This window comes from Peribacillus sp. TH14 (genome assembly GCF_016651145.1).
GTDB lineage: Bacteria > Bacillota > Bacilli > Bacillales > DSM-1321 > Peribacillus > Peribacillus butanolivorans.
In genome coordinates this window covers 1703648-1724511 of record NZ_JAEKEK010000001.1, presented here as the reverse complement: position 1 = coordinate 1724511, position 20864 = coordinate 1703648, and the positions used below count along the sequence as shown (strand labels likewise).

General features: G+C 37.4%; 17 protein-coding genes, 2 pseudogenes and 1 riboswitch. Of the genes and pseudogenes, 15 read left to right on the top strand and 4 right to left on the bottom strand.

Translation table 11 applies throughout. From position 1 onward, the window contains the following. Window positions 1-43: 43 nt before the first annotated feature. Both moaC and JFU50_RS08295 read left to right on the top strand, forming a co-directional pair. Complete coding sequence (gene moaC, locus JFU50_RS08300) at window positions 44-553, top strand: cyclic pyranopterin monophosphate synthase MoaC (RefSeq protein ID WP_053348958.1); 510 nt, start codon at window positions 44-46, stop codon at window positions 551-553. A 34-nt stretch (window positions 554-587) separates the two neighbouring features. Then, window positions 588-1247, top strand: a complete 660-nt coding sequence (locus JFU50_RS08295; RefSeq protein ID WP_053348957.1) for a redox-sensing transcriptional repressor Rex — start codon at window positions 588-590, stop codon at window positions 1245-1247. A 27-nt stretch (window positions 1248-1274) separates the two neighbouring features. Here the strand turns inward: JFU50_RS08295 and JFU50_RS08290 are convergent, their stop codons facing one another. Beyond that, window positions 1275-1490, bottom strand: a complete 216-nt coding sequence (locus tag JFU50_RS08290) for a YdiK family protein (protein ID WP_201222382.1) — start codon at window positions 1488-1490, stop codon at window positions 1275-1277. After that, on the bottom strand, window positions 1487-2212 hold the full coding sequence (locus JFU50_RS08285) for a CPBP family intramembrane glutamic endopeptidase (RefSeq protein WP_201222380.1): 726 nt from the start codon (window positions 2210-2212) through the stop codon (window positions 1487-1489). The genes JFU50_RS08290 and JFU50_RS08285 overlap by 4 nt, the downstream gene beginning before the upstream one ends. 336 nt (window positions 2213-2548) lie before the next feature. Here JFU50_RS08285 and groES point away from each other — a divergent pair, with 336 nt between their 5' ends. Both groES and groL read left to right on the top strand, forming a co-directional pair. Continuing rightward, window positions 2549-2833: a co-chaperone GroES gene (groES, locus tag JFU50_RS08280; RefSeq protein ID WP_053348954.1), complete on the top strand. Its 285-nt coding sequence runs from the start codon at window positions 2549-2551 to the stop codon at window positions 2831-2833. A 59-nt stretch (window positions 2834-2892) separates the two neighbouring features. Beyond that, window positions 2893-4530, top strand: a complete 1638-nt coding sequence (gene groL, locus JFU50_RS08275) for a chaperonin GroEL (RefSeq protein WP_053348953.1) — start codon at window positions 2893-2895, stop codon at window positions 4528-4530. Between the two features lie 71 nt (window positions 4531-4601). Here the strand turns inward: groL and JFU50_RS08270 are convergent, their stop codons facing one another. Continuing rightward, window positions 4602-4778 (bottom strand): hypothetical protein, encoded by a 177-nt coding sequence (locus JFU50_RS08270; protein WP_242486995.1) that lies wholly within the window; start codon window positions 4776-4778, stop codon window positions 4602-4604. A gap of 651 nt (window positions 4779-5429) precedes the next feature. On the opposite strand from JFU50_RS08270, the gene JFU50_RS08265 reads away from it, so the two are divergent. The 7 genes and pseudogenes from JFU50_RS08265 (at window position 5430) to gnd (ending at window position 14331) form a co-directional block, all read left to right on the top strand. Continuing rightward, complete coding sequence (locus JFU50_RS08265) at window positions 5430-7847, top strand: ABC transporter permease (protein WP_242489035.1); 2418 nt, start codon at window positions 5430-5432, stop codon at window positions 7845-7847. Window positions 7848-8017: 170 nt separating this feature from the next. After that, the gene (locus JFU50_RS08260; RefSeq protein WP_201222378.1) at window positions 8018-8785 is read left to right on the top strand and encodes an ABC transporter ATP-binding protein; all 768 of its coding nucleotides are present in this window, start codon (window positions 8018-8020) and stop codon (window positions 8783-8785) included. 122 nt (window positions 8786-8907) lie between these two features. Then, a pseudogene (locus tag JFU50_RS30690) lies at window positions 8908-9024 on the top strand (IS6 family transposase); the annotation flags it as partial. Between the two features lie 193 nt (window positions 9025-9217). Beyond that, on the top strand, window positions 9218-9949 hold the full coding sequence (locus JFU50_RS08255) for a GntR family transcriptional regulator (RefSeq protein ID WP_201222376.1): 732 nt from the start codon (window positions 9218-9220) through the stop codon (window positions 9947-9949). Next, a complete protein-coding gene (gntK, locus tag JFU50_RS08250) occupies window positions 9942-11486 on the top strand; it encodes a gluconokinase (protein ID WP_201222374.1) in 1545 nt (514 codons plus the stop codon). Before JFU50_RS08255 ends, gntK begins: the two co-directional genes overlap by 8 nt. 18 nt (window positions 11487-11504) lie before the next feature. Continuing rightward, window positions 11505-12850, top strand: a pseudogene (locus JFU50_RS08245) (GntP family permease). Between the two features lie 77 nt (window positions 12851-12927). Beyond that, complete coding sequence (gene gnd, locus JFU50_RS08240) at window positions 12928-14331, top strand: decarboxylating NADP(+)-dependent phosphogluconate dehydrogenase (protein WP_201222372.1); 1404 nt, start codon at window positions 12928-12930, stop codon at window positions 14329-14331. Window positions 14332-15282: 951 nt separating this feature from the next. Here the strand turns inward: gnd and JFU50_RS08235 are convergent. After that, a complete protein-coding gene (locus tag JFU50_RS08235; RefSeq protein ID WP_201222370.1) occupies window positions 15283-15468 on the bottom strand; it encodes a hypothetical protein in 186 nt (61 codons plus the stop codon). Between the two features lie 269 nt (window positions 15469-15737). Between JFU50_RS08235 and JFU50_RS08230 the strand changes: the two genes are divergently transcribed. The 4 genes from JFU50_RS08230 to JFU50_RS08210 all read left to right on the top strand — a co-directional run bounded on the left by JFU50_RS08230 (window position 15738) and on the right by JFU50_RS08210 (window position 20851). Next, complete coding sequence (locus tag JFU50_RS08230) at window positions 15738-16448, top strand: hypothetical protein (RefSeq protein WP_201222369.1); 711 nt, start codon at window positions 15738-15740, stop codon at window positions 16446-16448. A gap of 661 nt (window positions 16449-17109) precedes the next feature. Then, entirely contained in the window at window positions 17110-17361 is a 252-nt protein-coding gene (locus JFU50_RS08220) for a hypothetical protein (protein ID WP_201222367.1), read from the top strand. A 1477-nt stretch (window positions 17362-18838) separates the two neighbouring features. After that, on the top strand, window positions 18839-19078 hold the full coding sequence (locus JFU50_RS08215; RefSeq protein ID WP_201222366.1) for a hypothetical protein: 240 nt from the start codon (window positions 18839-18841) through the stop codon (window positions 19076-19078). A gap of 235 nt (window positions 19079-19313) precedes the next feature. Continuing rightward, window positions 19314-19425: riboswitch (SAM riboswitch) on the top strand. Window positions 19426-19828: 403 nt separating this feature from the next. After that, window positions 19829-20851, top strand: coding sequence for a methionine ABC transporter ATP-binding protein (locus JFU50_RS08210; RefSeq protein WP_201222365.1), 1023 nt, complete (start codon window positions 19829-19831; stop codon window positions 20849-20851). The last annotated feature ends 13 nt before the right edge of the window (window positions 20852-20864 follow it).

Here is a 20864-nt window from a genome sequence, read left to right as displayed (position 1 = left end):
ACATAATGTGGAATAATAGTGTATGATTTAGGAGGGGTTATTAATGGGGGACTTAACGCATTTTAATGAACAAGGCAGAGCTAAAATGGTTGATGTGAGTGCGAAGCCTGAAACCATTCGGACGGCAACAGCTCAATCGAGTATCTTATTGAACGATGAAATATATGAAAAAATCACGAACCAGAAAATGAAAAAAGGTGATGTTCTGTCAGTTGCACAGGTTGCAGGCATCATGGCAAGCAAAAATACATCCAATATAATCCCGATGTGTCACCCTATTTCTCTACAAGGGGTCAATATAGCCTTTGATTGGGTAAAAGAAGAACAAGGTTATAGGCTTAAAATAGAAACAGAAGCCAAGACAAAAGGGAGTACAGGTGTTGAAATGGAAGCGTTAACAGCTGCATCTGTGACCGCTTTAACTGTCTACGATATGTGTAAGGCTATTGATAAAGGAATGGTAATCGGGCCTACATTTTTAGTGGAGAAAACAGGTGGGGTGTCTAGTAGCGATTACAAAAGACAGTTGAATCAAACAGATAAAGAAGAATAAGTTTGAAAAGCATGTGTGAAGGCGGGGAAGAACGATGAACCATGACCCAAAGATACCGCAGGCAACGGCCAAAAGGTTGCCCTTATATTATCGATTTTTAAAGAACTTACATTCCTCAGGTAAACAAAGAGTATCCTCGGCAGAGCTTAGCGAAGCTGTAAAAGTTGATTCGGCTACAATTCGCCGTGATTTTTCCTACTTTGGCGCGCTTGGAAAAAAGGGCTACGGCTATAATGTGAATTATTTACTATCCTTCTTCAGAAAAACACTAGATCAAGATGAATTGACAAAAGTCGCTTTAATTGGAGTAGGGAATTTAGGGACCGCTTTTTTAAATTACAATTTTTTGAAAAATAATAATACAAAAATTGAAATGGCATTTGAAGTTTCTGAAGATAAGGTTGGAAAGCGAATAGCTGATGTGCCAATCTATCATATGGACCAAATAGATACGCTTTTGCAGGAAAATAATATTACAGCAGCTATTTTGACAGTACCTGCCCAAGTGGCTCAAACGATAACCGATCGTTTAGTTAAAGCTGATATAAAAGGAATATTGAATTTCACTCCTGCTCGGCTGACTGTACCGCCGTCCATAAGAGTTCACCACATTGACCTGGCTGTAGAGCTTCAGTCCCTCATCTACTTTTTAAAGCATTATCCTGTGGTAGAAGAAGTTGCATTAGAGGAATAAAAAAACGCTGCGTCTTCGCAGCGTTTTTTATTTTTTCCTCTTATTGTTTGCGGATTTAATTTTAAAGTGCATCATGATCATACGTAACCCTGACCCAAAGTCAAGAGTTGCAATAAGTACGAGTATGTAGGCAAAGACTCCCCATCCTGATGAATTGACGGTTTGGATTGCGATAGCCGTAAAAAGAGCCCCTAAGCCTGCATAGATGATACCGATAAATAGTGGTGATTGACGACGTTTCATAATAAACCTCCGATAAAGGCCTGTGCAGTATCTAGCATCTTCTCAATATCATCTCTATAAAACACTTGAAGGATGATAACAAGGGTATTCATTGCAATATGTGCCACCATCGACACAAGGATACGACCGGTTTTCGCATAAAGAAATGCAAAGGTGAAGCCCATTGCTGAATATAAAAGAAGATGTTCGAGTTCACCATGCGCCAAGCCGAAAATAACTGAGCTAATTAAAGCAGAAATAAAGAAATTAAAGCGTTTATTAAGTGATCCGAAAATGATTTTCCGGAAAAGGATTTCTTCCAAAATAGGTCCAATTACTGAAGTCACGAAAATGACCATTGGGACTTCGTATATGAGTGAAATAAGATTCTGCGTATTTTCAGATTCAGACTTCACCCCGAGCATTTGTTCAATGCTTCCAGCTAAGCTTTGAGCAATAAGAGCCAGAAATACACCTGCTATCGCCCACAATATAGACGTAGGGATTGAAGCTTGATTACGTGTGTCTATCCGTTCCCTCATATCTTTTCTCATCAAAATTAAAATCAGTGTTAGAGCTGCGAGAAAGCTGAATACAATCCAGTATGCTGCTGCTTTAACTTTGAGTTCATCAGCAGGCATTTCGCTTAAAGATCCAATCAGCATGAAAATAGGCATCCCAACAATACTGGATAATTGCATGGCTATGTAAGTGATGATGACGAACCAATATTCTTTTTTCAAAAATGAAAACTCCTTTTATTTAGTCCGCCATTTCTCTTATTACGGTCCTGACATGGGGACAATCTCTAAACGTATACTCCAAAATGGTATCAAATAATGAGACATAACTCCACTTAAACGTACGCATAAGAGAACATTTCATCTCCTTTGTTAAAAGAAACATTATCCTAAAGTAGTATACCCGGAATTTATCAGAAATTAATAAAAAATTTTCGATAAGATACTTGCAAAAAAGGCTCGGTTTATTTAATATTATAAATGTGTTAGCACTCGATGATGAAGAGTGCTAATAATCACAAAGCAAATTATCAAGAGAATATGAGGAGGTTGTTTCACTTGTTAAAACCATTAGGTGATCGCGTTATTATTGAACTAGTTCAATCTGAAGAAAAAACGGCAAGCGGTATTGTTCTTCCTGATACTGCAAAAGAAAAGCCACAAGAAGGTAAGGTCGTAGCAGTTGGTACGGGCCGTGTTCTTGAAAATGGCGAACGTGTTGCTTTAGAGGTTGCCCAAGGCGATCTAATTATCTTCTCAAAATATGCTGGTACTGAAGTGAAATACGAAGATACTGAATACTTAATTTTACGTGAAAGCGACATTTTAGCTGTTATTGGCTAATTATACATCATACTTAACTGAACGAAAATTTTCTTAAAATTTTAGGGAGGTACTTATAAATGGCTAAAGAAATTAAATTTAGTGAAGAAGCACGCCGCTCAATGCTTCGTGGTGTGGACGCACTTGCAGATGCAGTTAAAGTAACGCTTGGACCAAAAGGTCGTAACGTGGTTCTTGAGAAAAAATTCGGTTCACCGCTTATCACAAATGACGGTGTAACAATCGCTAAAGAAATCGAATTAGAAGATGCATTCGAAAACATGGGTGCGAAATTGGTTGCTGAAGTAGCAAGCAAAACAAACGACGTAGCTGGTGACGGTACAACTACTGCAACGGTTCTAGCGCAAGCAATGATCCGTGAAGGTCTTAAAAACGTAACAGCTGGTGCTAACCCAATGGGTATCCGTAAAGGAATCGAAAAAGCGGTTAATACTGCGATTGCAGAATTAAAAGCCATTTCTCAACCTGTTGAAAACAAAGAATCGATTGCACAAGTTGCTGCTATCTCTTCAGCTGATGAAGAAGTAGGCCAACTGATTGCTGAAGCTATGGAACGCGTTGGTAACGACGGCGTCATCACAATCGAAGAGTCTAAAGGTTTCACAACTGAATTGGACGTTGTAGAAGGTATGCAGTTCGACCGTGGATATGCTTCCCCTTACATGGTTACTGATTCAGATAAAATGGAAGCTGTTTTAGACAATCCATATATCTTAATCACGGATAAAAAAGTAACGAATATCCAAGAAATCCTTCCTGTACTTGAGCAAGTTGTTCAACAAGGAAAACCACTATTATTGATTGCTGAAGATGTAGAAGGCGAAGCGCTTGCAACTCTTGTTGTGAACAAACTTCGTGGAACATTCAATGCAGTTGCGGTTAAGGCTCCTGGATTCGGTGATCGTCGTAAAGCAATGCTTGAAGACATCGCAGCTCTTACAGGCGGCGAAGTAATCACTGAAGAAATCGGACTTGATCTTAAATCTGCAACAATCGAATCTTTAGGACGTGCGTCTAAAGTGGTTGTTACAAAAGAAAACACAACTATCGTTGAAGGATCTGGAGATACAGCTCAAATTCAAGCTCGTGTAAACCAAATCCGTGTTCAATTAGAAGAAACAACTTCTGAATTCGACCGTGAAAAATTACAAGAACGCCTTGCTAAATTAGCTGGTGGTGTAGCAGTAATCAAAGTCGGTGCAGCTACTGAAACAGAATTAAAAGAACGTAAACTTCGTATTGAAGATGCATTGAACTCTACTCGTGCTGCTGTTGAAGAAGGTATCGTAGCCGGTGGTGGTACAGCTCTTCTAAACGTATACAATAAAGTGGCAGAAATTCAAGCGGAAGGCGACGTAGCAACAGGCGTGAAAATCGTTCTTCGTGCTATCGAAGAGCCAGTACGCCAAATCGCTCACAATGCTGGACTTGAAGGTTCTGTAATCGTAGAACGCCTTAAAGGTGAAGCAGTTGGAACTGGCTTCAATGCAGCTACTGGCGAATGGGTTAACATGATTGCATCTGGTATCGTGGATCCTACTAAAGTAACTCGTTCAGCTCTACAAAACGCTGGTTCTGTTGCTGCAATGTTCTTAACAACAGAAGCTGTTGTTGCTGACAAACCAGAACCTGCTGGCGCTGGTGGCATGGGCATGCCTGATATGGGTGGCATGGGCGGAATGGGCGGCATGATGTAATAAAGCCGTCAATCCCTTGATATATAAGGGTTTGAGAGTGAAATGGTAACATTTTGCTAACATTGAGGATTTTAACGGAAGCTTCTCATAAGTTGAACAAACTTATGGGAAGCTTCTTTTTTCATTTCTTGAGTTACATAGAGATATACATTCTTTGTAATCAGATCATCGGTATGACCAAGTCTGTCCATAATTTGTTCAAGTGAGACATCAGCTTCTGCAAGTAGAGAAGGTATGATTAATCCCAATAATAATATAGTGTAATATCAGTTGGTCACGCCCAAAGCGAAAAAATCTAGACGAAAGGTTGTGGTAGGTGAAGCGGTAATTAAACTATATATTGAGTAGCAAAAAGTAATACGCTTCAAATGATAAGTAATTTTCCGAATGGGTCTTTTATTGAAAGTGAAATCATCCAAATTCGAGCTAGAAAGATAGATAAAGATTACTAGACCTATTGTATATCCATATGTTTGAATTAAATTCCTAAATCTTGACCATATGTACGCATTAGTTCATCAATTAACTCTTTGGGATTGTCAGTTGCAGTTGAAGCAATTGTTACTCCTTCCACTTCCTTCCCTCCATTTCGATTGATTTTTTCTAATTAACTCCAATAGTCAACATACTAAAATAGGGCTGCGGGCTTAGTAAACAATTAGGCTTAAGTTGGTTTACCTAATAAATACCATTTTGTATGATTACTTTGTACTCTCAATAATTATTCAGGTCAAGTCTACTAAGAAATCAGCATGTATAGTTTTTCAAAGGTTATTGTTTAAGATTTTCAACATCCATGCTTAGTGCTTGTTCTGGAAATGAAAAAGTTATAGAAATGAAAAAAGTTCATTAAGAGCCTTATTAATTCGAAAGTTTACGGAAATTATTCCCCTGAAGAAATGAGCAAGATTGATAGAGGCAAGGATAAAATAGAAAAAATTATCTATGTAGAAGGAGGAAAAATATTGTTTTTAAAGATGGTAAGGAATGATTTTGTCAGACAGAAAATTGTAACAATTTCAGTATTTGTATTTATCGCTATGGCAGTTCTTTTGGGAGCTAGTGCAATAAATAACATTGCCAATCTGATTCAGTCGATGTCGGACCTGCAGGAACGTGCAGTACCAGCTGACATTACGCAGATGCATTCCGGAGAATTTGATCAGGCAGAAATCGATAAATTTACAGAAGAACAGCGTGAGAATATAGCGATGCAGGAGACGATGTTTCTTCTGACTTTGGATGGAAGTAATATTCATTTCGGCAATAATCAAACGATGGCTGGAACTGTACAGGATATTTCATTTGTTGTACAGAATAAAAAATTCGATTTTATATTGGATCTGGATAATAAAAAGCTGGATGTAACGGAAGGGGAAGTGGCGGTTCCCATCTATTTCATGCAACAATATGACTTAAAAATAGGTGATACGATTACGGTGAAAAGCGGAGAGTATGAGAATGAGTTTGTCATTTCAGATTATGCAAGAGATTATGAGATGAACTCTTCCCTTACTTCTTCGAAACGGTTTGTTATTAATCAGGCAGACTATAATGAAATGCTTTTAAAGCAGGCCGGGGAACTGGAATATCTGATCGAATTCAAACTGCATGAAAACGGTGATTCTCAAGGACTTCAGACTGCATATATCGAAGGAGGTCTTCCAGCAAACGGTCCTACAGTCGGAGGAAAGATATTTCTGATGTTTAATGCCATGTCAGATGCGGCAGTTGTGATGGTCATTATACTTATCAGTGTTCTGCTGATTATTATAGCTTCGCTCTGTATCAGACTTACGTTTCTGGCAACCATTGATGAAGATTTAAGAGAAATCGGTGTGATGAAAGCAATAGGAATATCCAAAAAAGATATAAAAAAGGTATATCTTAACAAATACAGAGTTATGTCAGTAGTAGCCGGTATAATAGGCTATCTGCTTTCCTTTGCCGTGGTAAATCTGTTTAACGGTAATATGAGACTTTACATATCTTCGGATTTATCAGGAAACTTAAAATATGTACTATCTCTAATAGCTCCATTATTGGTATATTTCATGATTGTGATGTATTGCAAGAAAGTACTGAAAAGAATCGATAAGATTTCTGCGGTAGAAGCCTTACGGAAAGATTCTATGGAGCGTGGAAAGAACCAAAAATACAGTTTTCCACTGCTTAAGAACAAATTCTTCAGCACCAATATTTATATGGGACTTAGGGATGTATGGAAACGATTCAAATTATACAGGTTACTGTTCTTTATTTTTATCGTATGTACGTTTATTGTAATACTTCCTATAAATATTTATAACACCATGAATTCACCGGAATTTTCCACATACATGGGAATAGGAAAGTCTGATATGAGAATCGATCTTCGAAGGACCGATAGTATTACAGAAGATTTTAAAAAGCTGCAGGAAGAGCTGAAAAATGATTCGGATATTGAAAAGTATGCGGCCTACATCACAAGTTCCTACCAGGTCAAAAATGCGGAATCCTGGGACTATATGAATATTGAAACCGGAGATTTTTCCGTATTTCCATTAAATTATCTGGAAGGAAGAACACCGGAGGGTGAAGGAGAAATATCACTTTCCTTTGCCAATGCGTCAAAAGACGGATTAAACAAGAAAGTAGGAGATGAAGTAGCAGTAAAGGTTGGCGGGGAAGAAAAGAATTTGAAAGTAACTGGTATTTATCAAGATATTACAAATGGCGGGAAAACAGCAAAGGCGCATACCAGTCTTGGAGTAAATGATGAGGCCGTTCTTTGGTATATTGTGTACATGGATGTGGCTCAAGGCGTTGATATTCGTGAGAAAATGGACTACTACCAGAATGCCTATGATTCTACGCAGGTCAATGATATCAAAGAATATACACGGCAGACTCTTGGAAATATCATTGATCAGATGAGTACAGTTGTGATAGGCGCATTCGCCATTGCAGTAATCATAGCTGTATTGATCACGGCACTATTCCTTCGGATGCTATTATCAAAGGATATGTCTCAGATTGCAATCATGCGAAGTATGGGATTAACTTCTAAAAATATTAAACATCAATATATGGCAGGAACTATGATGGTACTGATATTGGGAATCATAGTTGGAGTGCTGGCTTCTAATTATTTAGGGGAGTTACTTGTAAGTATGGCAATGTCCACTATGGGAGCTGCAAAAATTGAATTTGTTCATGTTGTATGGCAGACTTGGCTGTTATGTCCGTTAGTGCTGATTGTAGTAGTCGGCTTTACGATATTTGTGTCCTGTAAGGTAGCCGTAAAAGATGATTTATCTGTCGTTTTAAGAAGTTAGAAGTACTGAAAAAAAAGGTTCGGGCAGGAAGTGTATCTGCTAAGGCAGAAGAAGTCTCCTGTGTGAAGACCCCTATGCAGATAAGAATGCAGATTCCTGAAAAAAAGCATTCCGGGGCGCCTCTGTGGAAATAGACTTTGATTTTAATATTTGGCATTGGAGGAATATAGATGAGCAATATATTAGAAGCAATAAGTATGAACAAAAAAGTAGAATTAGGAAAAGATAATGAGCTTCATATCTTAAAGGATGTAAACTTGGATATAGAAGAAGGTGAATTCGTATCGGTCATGGGGCCATCCGGAAGCGGGAAATCAACACTTCTTTATAATGTAAGCGGTATGGATAGAATTACTTCCGGCAGTGTGAAATTTAAAGACTGTGAAATTGGCACACTAAAAGAAGAAGAATTGGCGAAGATTCGACTGAATCACATGGGATTTATCTTTCAGGATATTAATCTATTAAAAAACCTGTCATTGATTGACAATGTTATGTTTCCTGCTCTTGTATCAAAAGACGCGGATAAAAATACGGTGTATCAAAAAGCAAAAAAACTGATGGAAATGACAGGAATTGAAAAGCTTGCAGATAATACGATCACTCAAGGCTCTGGCGGCCAGCTGCAGAGAGTCGCCATCTGCAGAGCATTGATAAATGATCCGGATATCATTTTTGGAGACGAACCGACCGGAGCATTAGATTCCAAATCGTCAGCAGACATTATGTCTATTCTGGCAGAGATTAATAATGAAGGGACAACCATCATGCTCGTGACGCATGATGCAAAGGTGGCAGCAAAAACCGAAAGAATATTGTTTATGGTAGATGGAAATCTTGTTGCACAGAAGAAAATGAGTAAATACGATAACCAGCATGACGATATTAAGAAAAGAGAAGAAAGCATTATGAAATGGTTAGTAGAAAATGGATTCTAATTTTTCATTGGCATTCGCATAAAGTTCATATGGAAACTTTATTTGGTAAGTTCGATAGGAAAAATGAAGAATGTTTGTAAGGAAAGACACGCTAACAATTTGTTAACACAATCAAGCAGAATATTTTGAGTGGTATCGAACCTATGCATATGGTTAAAAAAAATCAACCTCATCAACAGGCAAAGTCTGCCCAAAATGAGGTTGAATTCATTCGTAAGTTGTTCGGAGTAGCTGCTTAATCCCAAAGTTAACAGGATATTACCATTCTATGTTTCTATTTCATTATTTTTGCACTAGAACCTTCTAAACTCCCAACAAACTTTGACTTATATTGATGAGAATCTAGTTACATTCAAAATGCTTGCATTATTCATTATTTTTATTATAATACTTGTATACAAGTGTACTTGAACTCTACAAGAAGGTGAATTTATGGCTGAATCAAAGGAATTTCTTTATCCTGTAAAATGGCTTTCAAAAGCTTCAGCTGGTGATCGTGTAACATCCGAGCTTAGAATGCGTATTATTTCGGGGATGATTGAAAGCGGTACCATCCTGTCTGAAAATAAATTAGCTGCTGATTTCGGTGTCAGTCGCTCACCAGTTCGAGAAGCGTTAAAAATACTGGCATCTGAAAATATCATCCGATTAGAAAGAATGGGTGCGGTTGTCATTGGTTTAACAGAAAAAAAATATGCAGAAATATATGATGTACGGATACTCATCGAGACGTTTGTATTTGAACGTCTAGTGAGGATGGACACGAATGAATTAGTAATGGAACTTAGTAAAATACTGGAAATTATGAAAATCTCCATAAAATACCGAGATGCTGATGAGTTTTCCTATCAGGATGTCCTATTCCACGAAACAATTATTCGGTCGATCAATCATTCCTACATTCTGATGATCTGGGATAATTTAAAACCTGTGATGGAAAGTTTGATTCTTCTATCCATGCGTTGTCGTTTTAAAGAAAAGTATGAAGACTTTACACGGATCATAAATAATCATCAACTTTATATTGATGCGATCAAAACAAAAGATCGAGACCTCATGATTAAGTCGTTACATGAAAACTTTGATGATGTTCAAGAGAAAGTTGATGACTTATGGATGTCTCAACAGATGCTTTCAAAAGGAGTCGAACAAGAAAATGACTAGCTATATGTTAGGTGTAGACATCGGAACAACAAGTACAAAAGCTGTATTATTTACGAAAAAAGGCGATGTCATTCAGCAAGAGAATATTGGTTATCCTCTTTACACACCGGATATGGCAACAGCGGAACAAGACCCTGAAGAGATTTTTCAGGCCGTTTTGAAAGCCTTTTCAAATATAACGAAACAGCATTCAGATAAAAAGATATCATTTATTTCATTTAGCAGTGCGATGCATAGTGTTATAGCTATGGATGAAAATGACCAGCCGCTAACCCCTTGTATCACTTGGGCAGATAATCGCAGTGAAGCTTTGGCCCATAAAATAAAAGATGAATTTGATGGGCATGAAGTTTACAAACGAACCGGAACACCGATTCACCCGATGTCACCATTATCCAAAATCACCTGGATCGTGAATGATCGCCCAGAGATCGCAACCAATGTTAAAAAGTATATCGGGATTAAAGAATATATCTTTAAAAAGTTCTTTGATCAATATGTTGTCGATTATTCCCTTGCTTCATCTATGGGCATGATGAATCTCAAAAACATGGATTGGGATGAGGAAGCCCTAAGAATTGCTGGAATAACGCGTGATCAATTATCTGAACTCGTACCAACAACAAAGATCTTTAACAACTGTGACCCGGATTTAGCCAAACAGATCGGGATTGATCCACAAACATCTTTTGTCATTGGGGCAAGTGATGGTGTCCTTTCAAATCTAGGTGTAAACGCTATCCGGAAAGGTGAAATTGCTGTCACGATTGGGACAAGCGGTGCGATTCGAACGATTATTGACGAGCCGAAAACAGACGAAAAAGGAAGAATCTTTTGCTATGCCTTAACGGAAAAGCATTGGGTGATTGGAGGGCCGGTAAATAATGGCGGGATGGTCCTTCGCTGGATTCGCGACGAATTTGCTTCTTCCGAGGTAGAAACAGCTAAAAGACTTGGAATCGACGCTTATGAAGTCTTAACCAAGATTGCCGAACGTGTAAGACCAGGCGCTGATGGATTGTTATTCCATCCATATCTTGCAGGTGAACGTGCACCATTATGGAATCCAGACGTACGGGGTTCATTTTTCGGATTAACACTATCACATAAGAAAGAACATATGATTCGAGCGGCTCTAGAAGGAGTCATTTACAATCTATACACCGTATTTTTAGCCTTAACCGAATGTATGGACGGTCCGGTGACCCGAATTCAAGCTACGGGAGGCTTCGCAAGGTCGTCTGTTTGGCGGCAAATGATGTCCGATATCTTCGAATCGGAAGTGGTGGTTCCAGAAAGCTACGAAAGTTCATGCCTGGGTGCTTGTATATTAGGATTATATGCCACCGGGGAAATTGATTCCTTCGAAGTAGTTTCTGAAATGATAGGCAATACCCACAAGCACACACCGAAATATGATTCTGTAAAAGAATACAGGCAACTACTGCCGATTTTTATTAACCTATCAAGGGTATTGGAAAACGAATATACTCAGATTGCGAATTATCAAAGAAACTTAATAAATGCTACAAAGTAAACACATGGAGGAATTACAATGCCATTAGTTATTGTCGCTTTAGGAATTGTCGCTTTATTAATTTTAATAATGGGCTTAAAATTAAACACCTTTATTTCCTTAATCATTGTATCGTTTGGAGTAGCTTTAGCACTTGGGATGCCACTTGAGGAAATTGTCAAAACCATTGAAGCTGGATTAGGCGGAACACTTGGTCACTTAGCGTTAATCTTTGGACTTGGAGCGATGTTGGGTAAGTTAATCGCAGATTCAGGCGGCGCGCAACGCATTGCCATGACCCTTGTTAAAAAATTCGGTGAAAAGAATATTCAATGGGCAGTAGTAGCAGCATCATTTATTATCGGTGTCGCGTTATTTTTTGAAGTGGGATTAGTATTATTAATTCCAATCGTATTTGCAATTTCAAGAGAATTAAAAGTTTCGATATTATATCTTGGTATTCCAATGGTAGCGGCATTATCCGTAACACACGGTTTCTTGCCGCCGCACCCAGGACCAACAGTTATCGCTGGTGAATATGGTGCAGACATTGGTCAAGTTTTACTTTACGGCTTCATTATTGCGGTCCCAACAGTTATTTTAGCTGGACCAGTATTTACGAAGATAGCTAAAAAACTCGTACCTGCATCATTTACGAAAACAGGCAGCATTGCCTCTTTAGGAAACCAAAAATCATTTAAACTTGAAGACACACCTGGATTTGGGATCAGTGTATTTACCGCTTTACTTCCCGTTATTTTAATGTCAATTGCTACGATTATCACTTTGATGCAAAAAACAATGGGCTTTGAAGATAATGGTTTACTAGCAGCTATCCGTTTTATTGGCGAAGCCGGTACTTCCATGTTGCTTTCCTTATTATTTGCGGTCTATTCAATGGGATTAGCAAGAAAGATTCCAATGAAAGATATTATGGAATCTTGTACATCAGCAATCTTGCATATTGGAATGATGCTATTAATCATAGGGGGCGGCGGACCTTCAAGCAAGTATTGATCAACGGCGGTGTAGGTGACTACGTAGCTGAATTATTCAAAGGAACATCATTATCACCAATCTTGCTTGCCTGGATCATCGCGGCAATCCTGCGTATTTCCTTAGGATCTGCTACCGTTGCTGCCTTAACAACAGCTGGTTTAGTTATTCCGATGTTAGGTCAGACGGACGTTAACCTTGCTCTAGTAGTACTTGCTACAGGCGCGGGAAGTTTAATCGCTTCACACGTTAACGATGCTGGTTTCTGGATGTTTAAAGAGTATTTTGGTTTAAGCATGAAAGAAACATTTGCAACGTGGACCTTGCTTGAGACGATTATTTCAGTAGCTGGATTAGGATTTATTCTATTACTAAGCTTATTTGTATAGGCCTTTCCCGGCAGTAAATCCCCCACTTATGTAGGGATTTACTGCCTATTATTCTTACATAAAAGGAGCAGAATTAAATGTTCAATAAAATTGGTGTCATAGGTTTAGGGGTAATGGGCAGTAATATAGCTTTAAATATGGCTAGTAAAGGGGAACAAGTAGCTGTCTATAACTACACAAGAGATTTAACGGATCAGCTTGTTGCTAAATTGGACAGTCAGTCGCTCCATTCGTATTACGAAATCCAGGACTTTGTTCAGTCACTAGAAACTCCAAGAAAGATTTTTCTAATGGTGACGGCGGGTAAGCCGATCGACTCGGTGATCAATTCATTACTTCCTCATCTTGAATCAGGCGATATTATCATGGACGGCGGTAACTCCCATTACGAAGATACTGAACGCAGATATGATGAATTGAAATCTAAAGGAATCAGTTATTTAGGAATTGGTATTTCTGGTGGAGAAGTAGGGGCGTTAAAAGGACCTTCAATCATGCCAGGTGGAGATAAAGAAGCCTATGAAAAAGTAGCTCCGATTCTGACAAAAATCGCAGCCAAAGTATATGATAACCCTTGCTGTACCTATATCGGTCCAAAAGGAGCAGGTCATTTTGTAAAAATGGTACATAACGGGATTGAGTATGCAGATATGCAATTAATCGCCGAAGCCTATACGTTTTTAAGAGAAAAGTTGCATTTAGAAGTTAATGAGATTGCTGACATCTTTGAAACATGGAATCAAGGCGAACTGAAAAGTTATTTAATCGAAATTACAGCCGGGATTTTAAGGAAAAAAGATGAAGTAACGGGCTTACCCTTGATCGATGTGATTCTTGATAAAGCAGGACAAAAAGGCACAGGTAAATGGACCAGCATGCAAGCTATTAATAACGGAATACCAGCATCAATTATTACAGAGTCTTTGTTTGCTCGTTACATTTCCGCTTTAAAAGAGGAACGGATTAATGCAGAAAATATTCTAACAGGCCCTGAGAACGTTCAGCAAAAATTAGATGAAAATGAGTGGATTGACTATATTAGACAAGCATTATATATGGGAAAAGTTTGTGCGTATGCGCAAGGTTTTACTCAATATAAAATGACTTCTGAACTTTACGGTTGGGATTTGCCTTTAAAGGATATTGCGCTGATTTTCCGCGGAGGTTGTATCATTCGTGCAGAATTTTTAAACGTCATTAGCGAAGCCTATCAAGAGCAGCCGAATCTGGCTAATTTATTAATCTCACCATATTTTGCTGAAAAGGTTACAGATTACCAGGTAGGATTGCGAAAGGTTGTCTGTGAAGGAATAAATTCTGGTATATCGTTTCCATGTTTAAGTGCTTCACTTACTTATTACGATAGTTATCGAACAGGCATCTCAAATGCAAACCTTTTGCAAGCACAACGTGATTATTTTGGTGCACATACCTATGAACGACGTGATTTAGCAGGAGTCTTTCACACAAACTGGCAGTGATAGAAAGTGACAAAAGAAACAGTCATTTTTCAATAACCGTTCATGAATTTGAGATTAAGAAATTTGATAAACTCTTAAAAAATCAGTAAAAAAGTATAATGATTTCTTAATTAATTTAAGCAGAAATATACATAGCCAATTCAATGACTTTGTATATTTCTGCTTTTCTTTACAACATAAAAACCTAATTTACTTATGATACGGTTCACCGAGCTTAATATTATACTTATCAATAAAACACAATCCAATCTTTTATCAACAATCTGGCCCTTAACATAAAGGGGTTCTGCCGACAAAACGCGGATAATATACGTTAAGACAATTTAAAAGCCTGTTTTTTTATCGGCTATAAATGACTTTACTTCCTTCAAATCAAGATCAGTAACTTCTCCATTCCCTATAACATGATCAAACCCACAAGCTGAAACATTCAACCCAAGTAATAAAACAAGACACCCATTAAGAACCCTTTGAAAGCTCTTTTATTAATCTCCTCTTAGTTTTATTATAATAATATTGCACCTTTCACAGTTTTGCTGGGAGATTCAAATTCATAGACATAAAAAATCAAATCTTCTGTTCCTTCTAAAATGCCATCTTTTTCTTTAAACTCATTTATGCGTTTCTTTAATAATGCAGACTTGAATTCGATTTAAGGACTTTTTAATTTTCATGATAATCTCCTTCCGGTATAATGAATTAGGTTTATTTAAAAAATATGTACTCTCTTTTAATAGGGTGGGGCTTTTTTCGAATTTTTCATATAGTAATTTATAAAAAATTAATTTAAAATGCTCACCTGACATTGAAATATCATGACATTAAGTGAAGTTGTTTTAGGTGGCTATGGCCAAAAACGTTGGTATCATTACCTTGTTACTTCCTATTAAATTATTAATTGAATGGGCGGCATGATGTAATCATTGCTTAAATCCCTTGAAATATAGGGATTTAACGAGGATTTAGAAATGGATGCTCACCTAACATGTAAATATTTTTATAGTGAAAGTGAAGGTCTTCCATCAGTTTATTGAACTGCTGGGAGGCCTTTTCTTTCATGTAGTCAGTCGTATGAGCATAGAAGTTCATCGGTGTTTGAATATCTGTATGTCCTAATCGTTGTTGAATTTCTATCAACCCCACCCATGCTTGGCACGGGGCAAGGCGCCAAGACCGACCAGATGTAACACAAACAATGGATAAGGATGGATAGGAGATAGCGGCGGCTATGCAAGAGAAGGAAGGTAAGCCAATAGATGATCTAAAACGTATATGGAAGTAGAAGAAAGGAAAAGGAAATTTTATCGGTATCCCTAATAATTTCTGGATAGTCTACACTTATCTAGACAGAAAATTTAAGGTCAGGTAGACTACAGATACAACTAGTTATAGAAAAGAGGTCCGATATGCGACGTGATATTCAACTGAATGAACGAGCTTTCTCTTCCAAGGAAGTGGCAGAAGAAGTGGGGATTGCAACTCCCACTGTTCGAAAGTATGGTCAAATCTTAGAGCGGAATGGATATGAGTTTTTGAAAGATGGAGATCGACGTATCTTTGTTCAATCTGACATCGGATCGCTTATAGCGCTACGCGATACGGACAAGCCCCTAGACGATACAGCTAAAGACCTTGTATATCAACAAAAAGAAAGATTAGAAGGATCCTATGAAACAGAGGTAGCGATACCCGATACATATGAAGAAAATTTACCCCAGGACCCCAATCAATTAAAAGAGGTCTTAATGTTTTTAGTCAATGAACTCGCAGCCACACGTGAAATGAATGTCCAACTGACAAACGATATGTCAGAGCTTAAAACAAAGGTTTCCCGGCTCCAGCAAGATCATCATGTTATAAGTTCTAGTATTGGAAATTCAGCGCAAAGAACTAATGCTAAAATTGAACAATTAACTGAACAACAAAATAACCATTACGAAACATTGCTACAACAAGAAAAACAAAAAAGTGAACTCTTACAAAAAGAAATACAAAATATGCGGGTCGAACAGAAAAAAGAATGGACTTCCCAAAATGAGTTTAATAAACGTTTAGAAGAAGCGATACAAAAACGTTCAGAAAAATGGTGGGGGCTTTTCTCCATATTCAGAAAATAAGGCGACCGTTAAGTTTTTTTGCCCAACTGTGTAATGATTCTTGGAAGCAAATTATTGATGTAGAAACATTTGATAAATCTTTTTTAAATATATAATGATGGATAAAAGCATTGAGATGCCAATCCACAAAACTTTAATAAAAACATAGAGCCATATGATTCGCGTAGCTGAAACACAGAATTTAAGAAAGAGTATTTTAACTTTACAGGATTTGGTACCTGCTATGTAAGAGCTCGGCGATACCAATGTATTGACGTTCTAAAGGCAAACGAAGGCTCAATTGAAATTCATTGGAGATTTGTTTAAGCGATATGCAACTAAAACAAAATACACAAGCAAGCAAAAAAGGCATGCTTGATAAAAAGGGAGTTGAGGAGGTTGAAAACTTGCATTCAAAAACAAGAGACCTCCTTAATAGTTGCTCCAGACAGGGGTTGACCGTCTCCTTTTTGTATGTTTCGTATCGCTGGGCGATATAACATGCAAATAAATTCAAAACCTATAGGTTTAATAGAAAATCTGGGTTAGATTTACAAACATGATATACATCCGAATGAACGAGTATTCTCTTCTAAGGCAGTGGCAGAAGAAGTGGGGATGCAACACCCACTGTTCAAAAGTATGGTCAAAACTTAGAACGAAACGGATATGAGTTTATAAGATGGTGATTCCTATCTTTATTCACTCCGACATCGAAGCGCTCATAGCGTTACGCGATACGGACAAGTCCCTATACGATATAGCTAAAGACCTTGTGTATCAACAAAAAGATAGATTAGAAGAAACTAATGAAACAGAGATAGCGATACCTGATAAATTTGACAATTCAATCCAAAATCCCGAACAATTAAAAGAGATTTTAATTGTTTTAATCAATGAACTCGCAGCTACGCGTGAAATGAATGGCCACTGACAAACGATATGCCTCAGCTTAAAACAACAGTTTCCCAGCCCCAGCAAGATCCATGTCCTTAATAATGTTCCTCAAGAAAGGGGCTGATCGGTTCTTTTGTGTGTTTCGTATCGCGGGGCGATATAACATGCAAATAAATCTACAGAACCTTCATCTTTAATAGAAAGAGGGAGCCGATATGCGACAGGATATACATCCGAATGAATGAGCATCCTCTTCCAAGGAAGTGGCAGAAGAAGTGGAGATACAAAATCCACTGTTTGAAAGTATGTTTAAAACTTAGAGCGATATGGATAGGAGCTGTTAAAAGATAGCGATTGGCATATCTTCGTTCAATCCGATATCGAAACGCTTATAGCGTTACGCGATACGGGCAATCCCCTAGACGATAGAGAGAAGAACCCTTGTATCAAGAAAAAGAAAGATTGGTAGGAACCAATGAAACAGAAATAGCGATACCCGATATATATGACAATTTATTTAACCCATGTTCCCATTCAATTAAAAGAGATCTTAATTTTTAACCAATGAACTCGCAGCTCCGCGTGAAATGAACATCTAACTGACAAACGATATGTCATAGCTTAAAACTGAACAACAAAGAACCCATTACGAAACATTACTGTAATAAGAAAAAGGTTTAATTACCTTTTTTTTAGTCTCCTTTACGATATTCAGGTGTTAATTTGCGTTAATAACTATTTAAACCTAAGGCAATCAAATCAAAAGTAGAAATTCCTTTGTTCCAACTATTCGGAATCACCAAATTCAAATTTCAACAATTTCCCGAGAAATATCTACAAATTCTGAGTAGATATCGACAAAATTAGAAGCTTTAAAAGAGATAACGATACCCGATATATATGACAATTTATTTAACCCATGTTCCCATTCAATTAAAAGAGATCTTAATTTTTAACCAATGAACTCGCAGCTCCGCGTGAAATGAACATCTAACTGACAAACGATATGTCATAGTTAAAACTGAACAACAAAGAACCCATTACGAAACATTACTGCAATAAGAAAAAGGTTTTATTACCTTTTTTTTAGTCTCCTTTACGATATTCAGATGTTAATTTGCGTTAATAACTATTTAAACCTAAGGCAAGCAAATTAAAAGTAGAGATTCCTTTGTTCCAACTATTCGGAATCACCAAATTCAAATTTCAACAATTTCCCGAGAAATATCTACAAATTCTGAGTAGATATCGACAAAATTAGAAGCTTCTAAATAGCGATTTGTTTTTGCTGATAAGTAGACATACTATAGAATTCAAACTCTACCGAGTGTTTTTTAATTAAAAGAAATAAACTCTTCTAAGGAAAGAGCTATTATAATAGTGCTAAAGATGAAAAAACACATGTTTAGTCTTCCTTCGCTGTAATAATAAATAACTTTTATTATTACAGATATGAGGGCAAAGGGTCCTCACACATTTAAAACAGATGCAAAAAAGTTTATAACCGCATATATATGGTACTATTTATTATTGTTTTTTCTTTTTTCTTTTTTGATACTAAACGTACCGAAAGTTTGCTATCAAAAAATGGTCAAAAACTCAAAAATAAACGTAAACCCCAATCAAAAGATTATAAGAGTGGGGGGCGCAGGGAGCTCCCCGCATGGATAAGGCAGACCGTGAGTAGCAACCTGAATAGTGAGTTTGCCAAAGGTTTGCCGTTATTTCATCAAGATACAGAGCTTTCCTTATGAGGAAGGAAGTCCTGATCCTGACTGACTTCGTAATGTTTTCGTTTTTTTGTAATAGAGTCTATGCCTAGGTTACCCGTATACATGGTATGCAGGGCAAAATCTGACCTGTCTTAAGGTATAGTTAAATGAACGATTAAAAATTATACTGTAAAAATATTTTAGATTATTCAAAATAGAGTTGACATTAGTAAAATTTGAATATATAGTGAGGAACATAATTAAATAAATACGTTATTTCTTATCAAGAGATGTGGAGGGACTTGGCCCTATGATACCTCGGCAGCGGGTTTTTACTTTTGTAAAAATACTGTGCTAATTCCAACGGACGAAAGTTTGAAAGATAAGAAGGAGCTTTTCTTAGATAATTAAATTAAGAGTTTACTCTTTTTTATTTCTAAAAGAGGCCTCTTCTGTCTGATGACGGAAGAGGCCTCTTTTGTTTATTCAGAATGTATATGGTTATTTGGAGAATTGGTGCAATTATTAGTAGGTTTCACGCACTAATCGTGAATTATAAGCAATTACTCGTGAGTTTGACAGATTAACTCGTGAGTTTCGCGCAATTACTCGTGAGTTTCGCGCAATTACTCGTGAGTTTCACGCATTTACTCGTGAGTTTCACACATTTACTCGTGAATTGTGAGCAATTACTCGTGAGTTTCGAAAATTTAACCCTATCATTATGAAACTTTGCAAAGCTCTTCTCTGGATAATGAATTCGTACAAATAAACAGCGTGGGGGGAGACAGAATGATTGAATTTCAAAATGTTAAAAAGGTATATAAAACAAAGAAACAGACTGTTGAAGCTTTGAAAGGAATTAATTTGACAGTTGAAAAAGGCGATATTTTTGGTGTTGTCGGTTATAGTGGAGCCGGAAAAAGTACGTTGATTCGGTTAGTCAATCTACTCGAACACCCTTCAGATGGACAGGTTATTGTTGGGGGGAAGGATTTAACCAAATTGAACCCGAAGGAATTACGGGCAGAAAAGAAAAAAATTGGCATGATTTTTCAACATTTTAACTTACTTAACTCAAAGACAGTTTTTGATAATATTGCCATGCCGCTAGTTTTATCGGGAACCCCTAGTAAAGAAATCAAAGAGCGGGTAGGCGAGTTGTTAGAGTTCGTTGGCTTATCAAGTAAAGCAAGGAGTTATCCGGAACAATTGTCTGGCGGTCAAAAGCAACGAATAGGGATTGCTAGAGCGTTGGCTACCAACCCATCGATTCTTTTGTGTGATGAAGCGACGTCAGCATTGGATCCACAAACAACTAGTGCTGTACTGCGACTCTTAAAAAAAATTAATAAAGAATACAATATTACCATTTTGCTAATCACTCATGAAATGTCTGTAATTAGGGAAATTTGCAATAAGGTTGCGGTCATGGAAGGCGGACGCGTGGTTGAACAAGGTTCGGTTTTCGAAGTTTTTGCGAAGCCCCAAACAGGTATCGCAAAAAACTTTGTACGAACTGTTATTCACGACGAGATCCCACAAAGTTTCCTGAAAAATACCGGATCATATATTCCGATTATTTGGAAAATTAACTTTATTGGTACTACATCAGGCAATCCTTTACTTTCAACCATCTCGAAAAAATATGATGTTCATTTAAGTGTTTTATCAGCTAATATTTCTGAAATTCAAGAAACACCTTTTGGAAATTTAATTATTGAAGTGACAGGGAACAAAAAAGAGGTGGACAAGGCTTATCAATATATTAAAGATGAGGGGATTCTCGTCCAGGAGGTGCAGATAAATGGGTAATACGCTTTGGGGA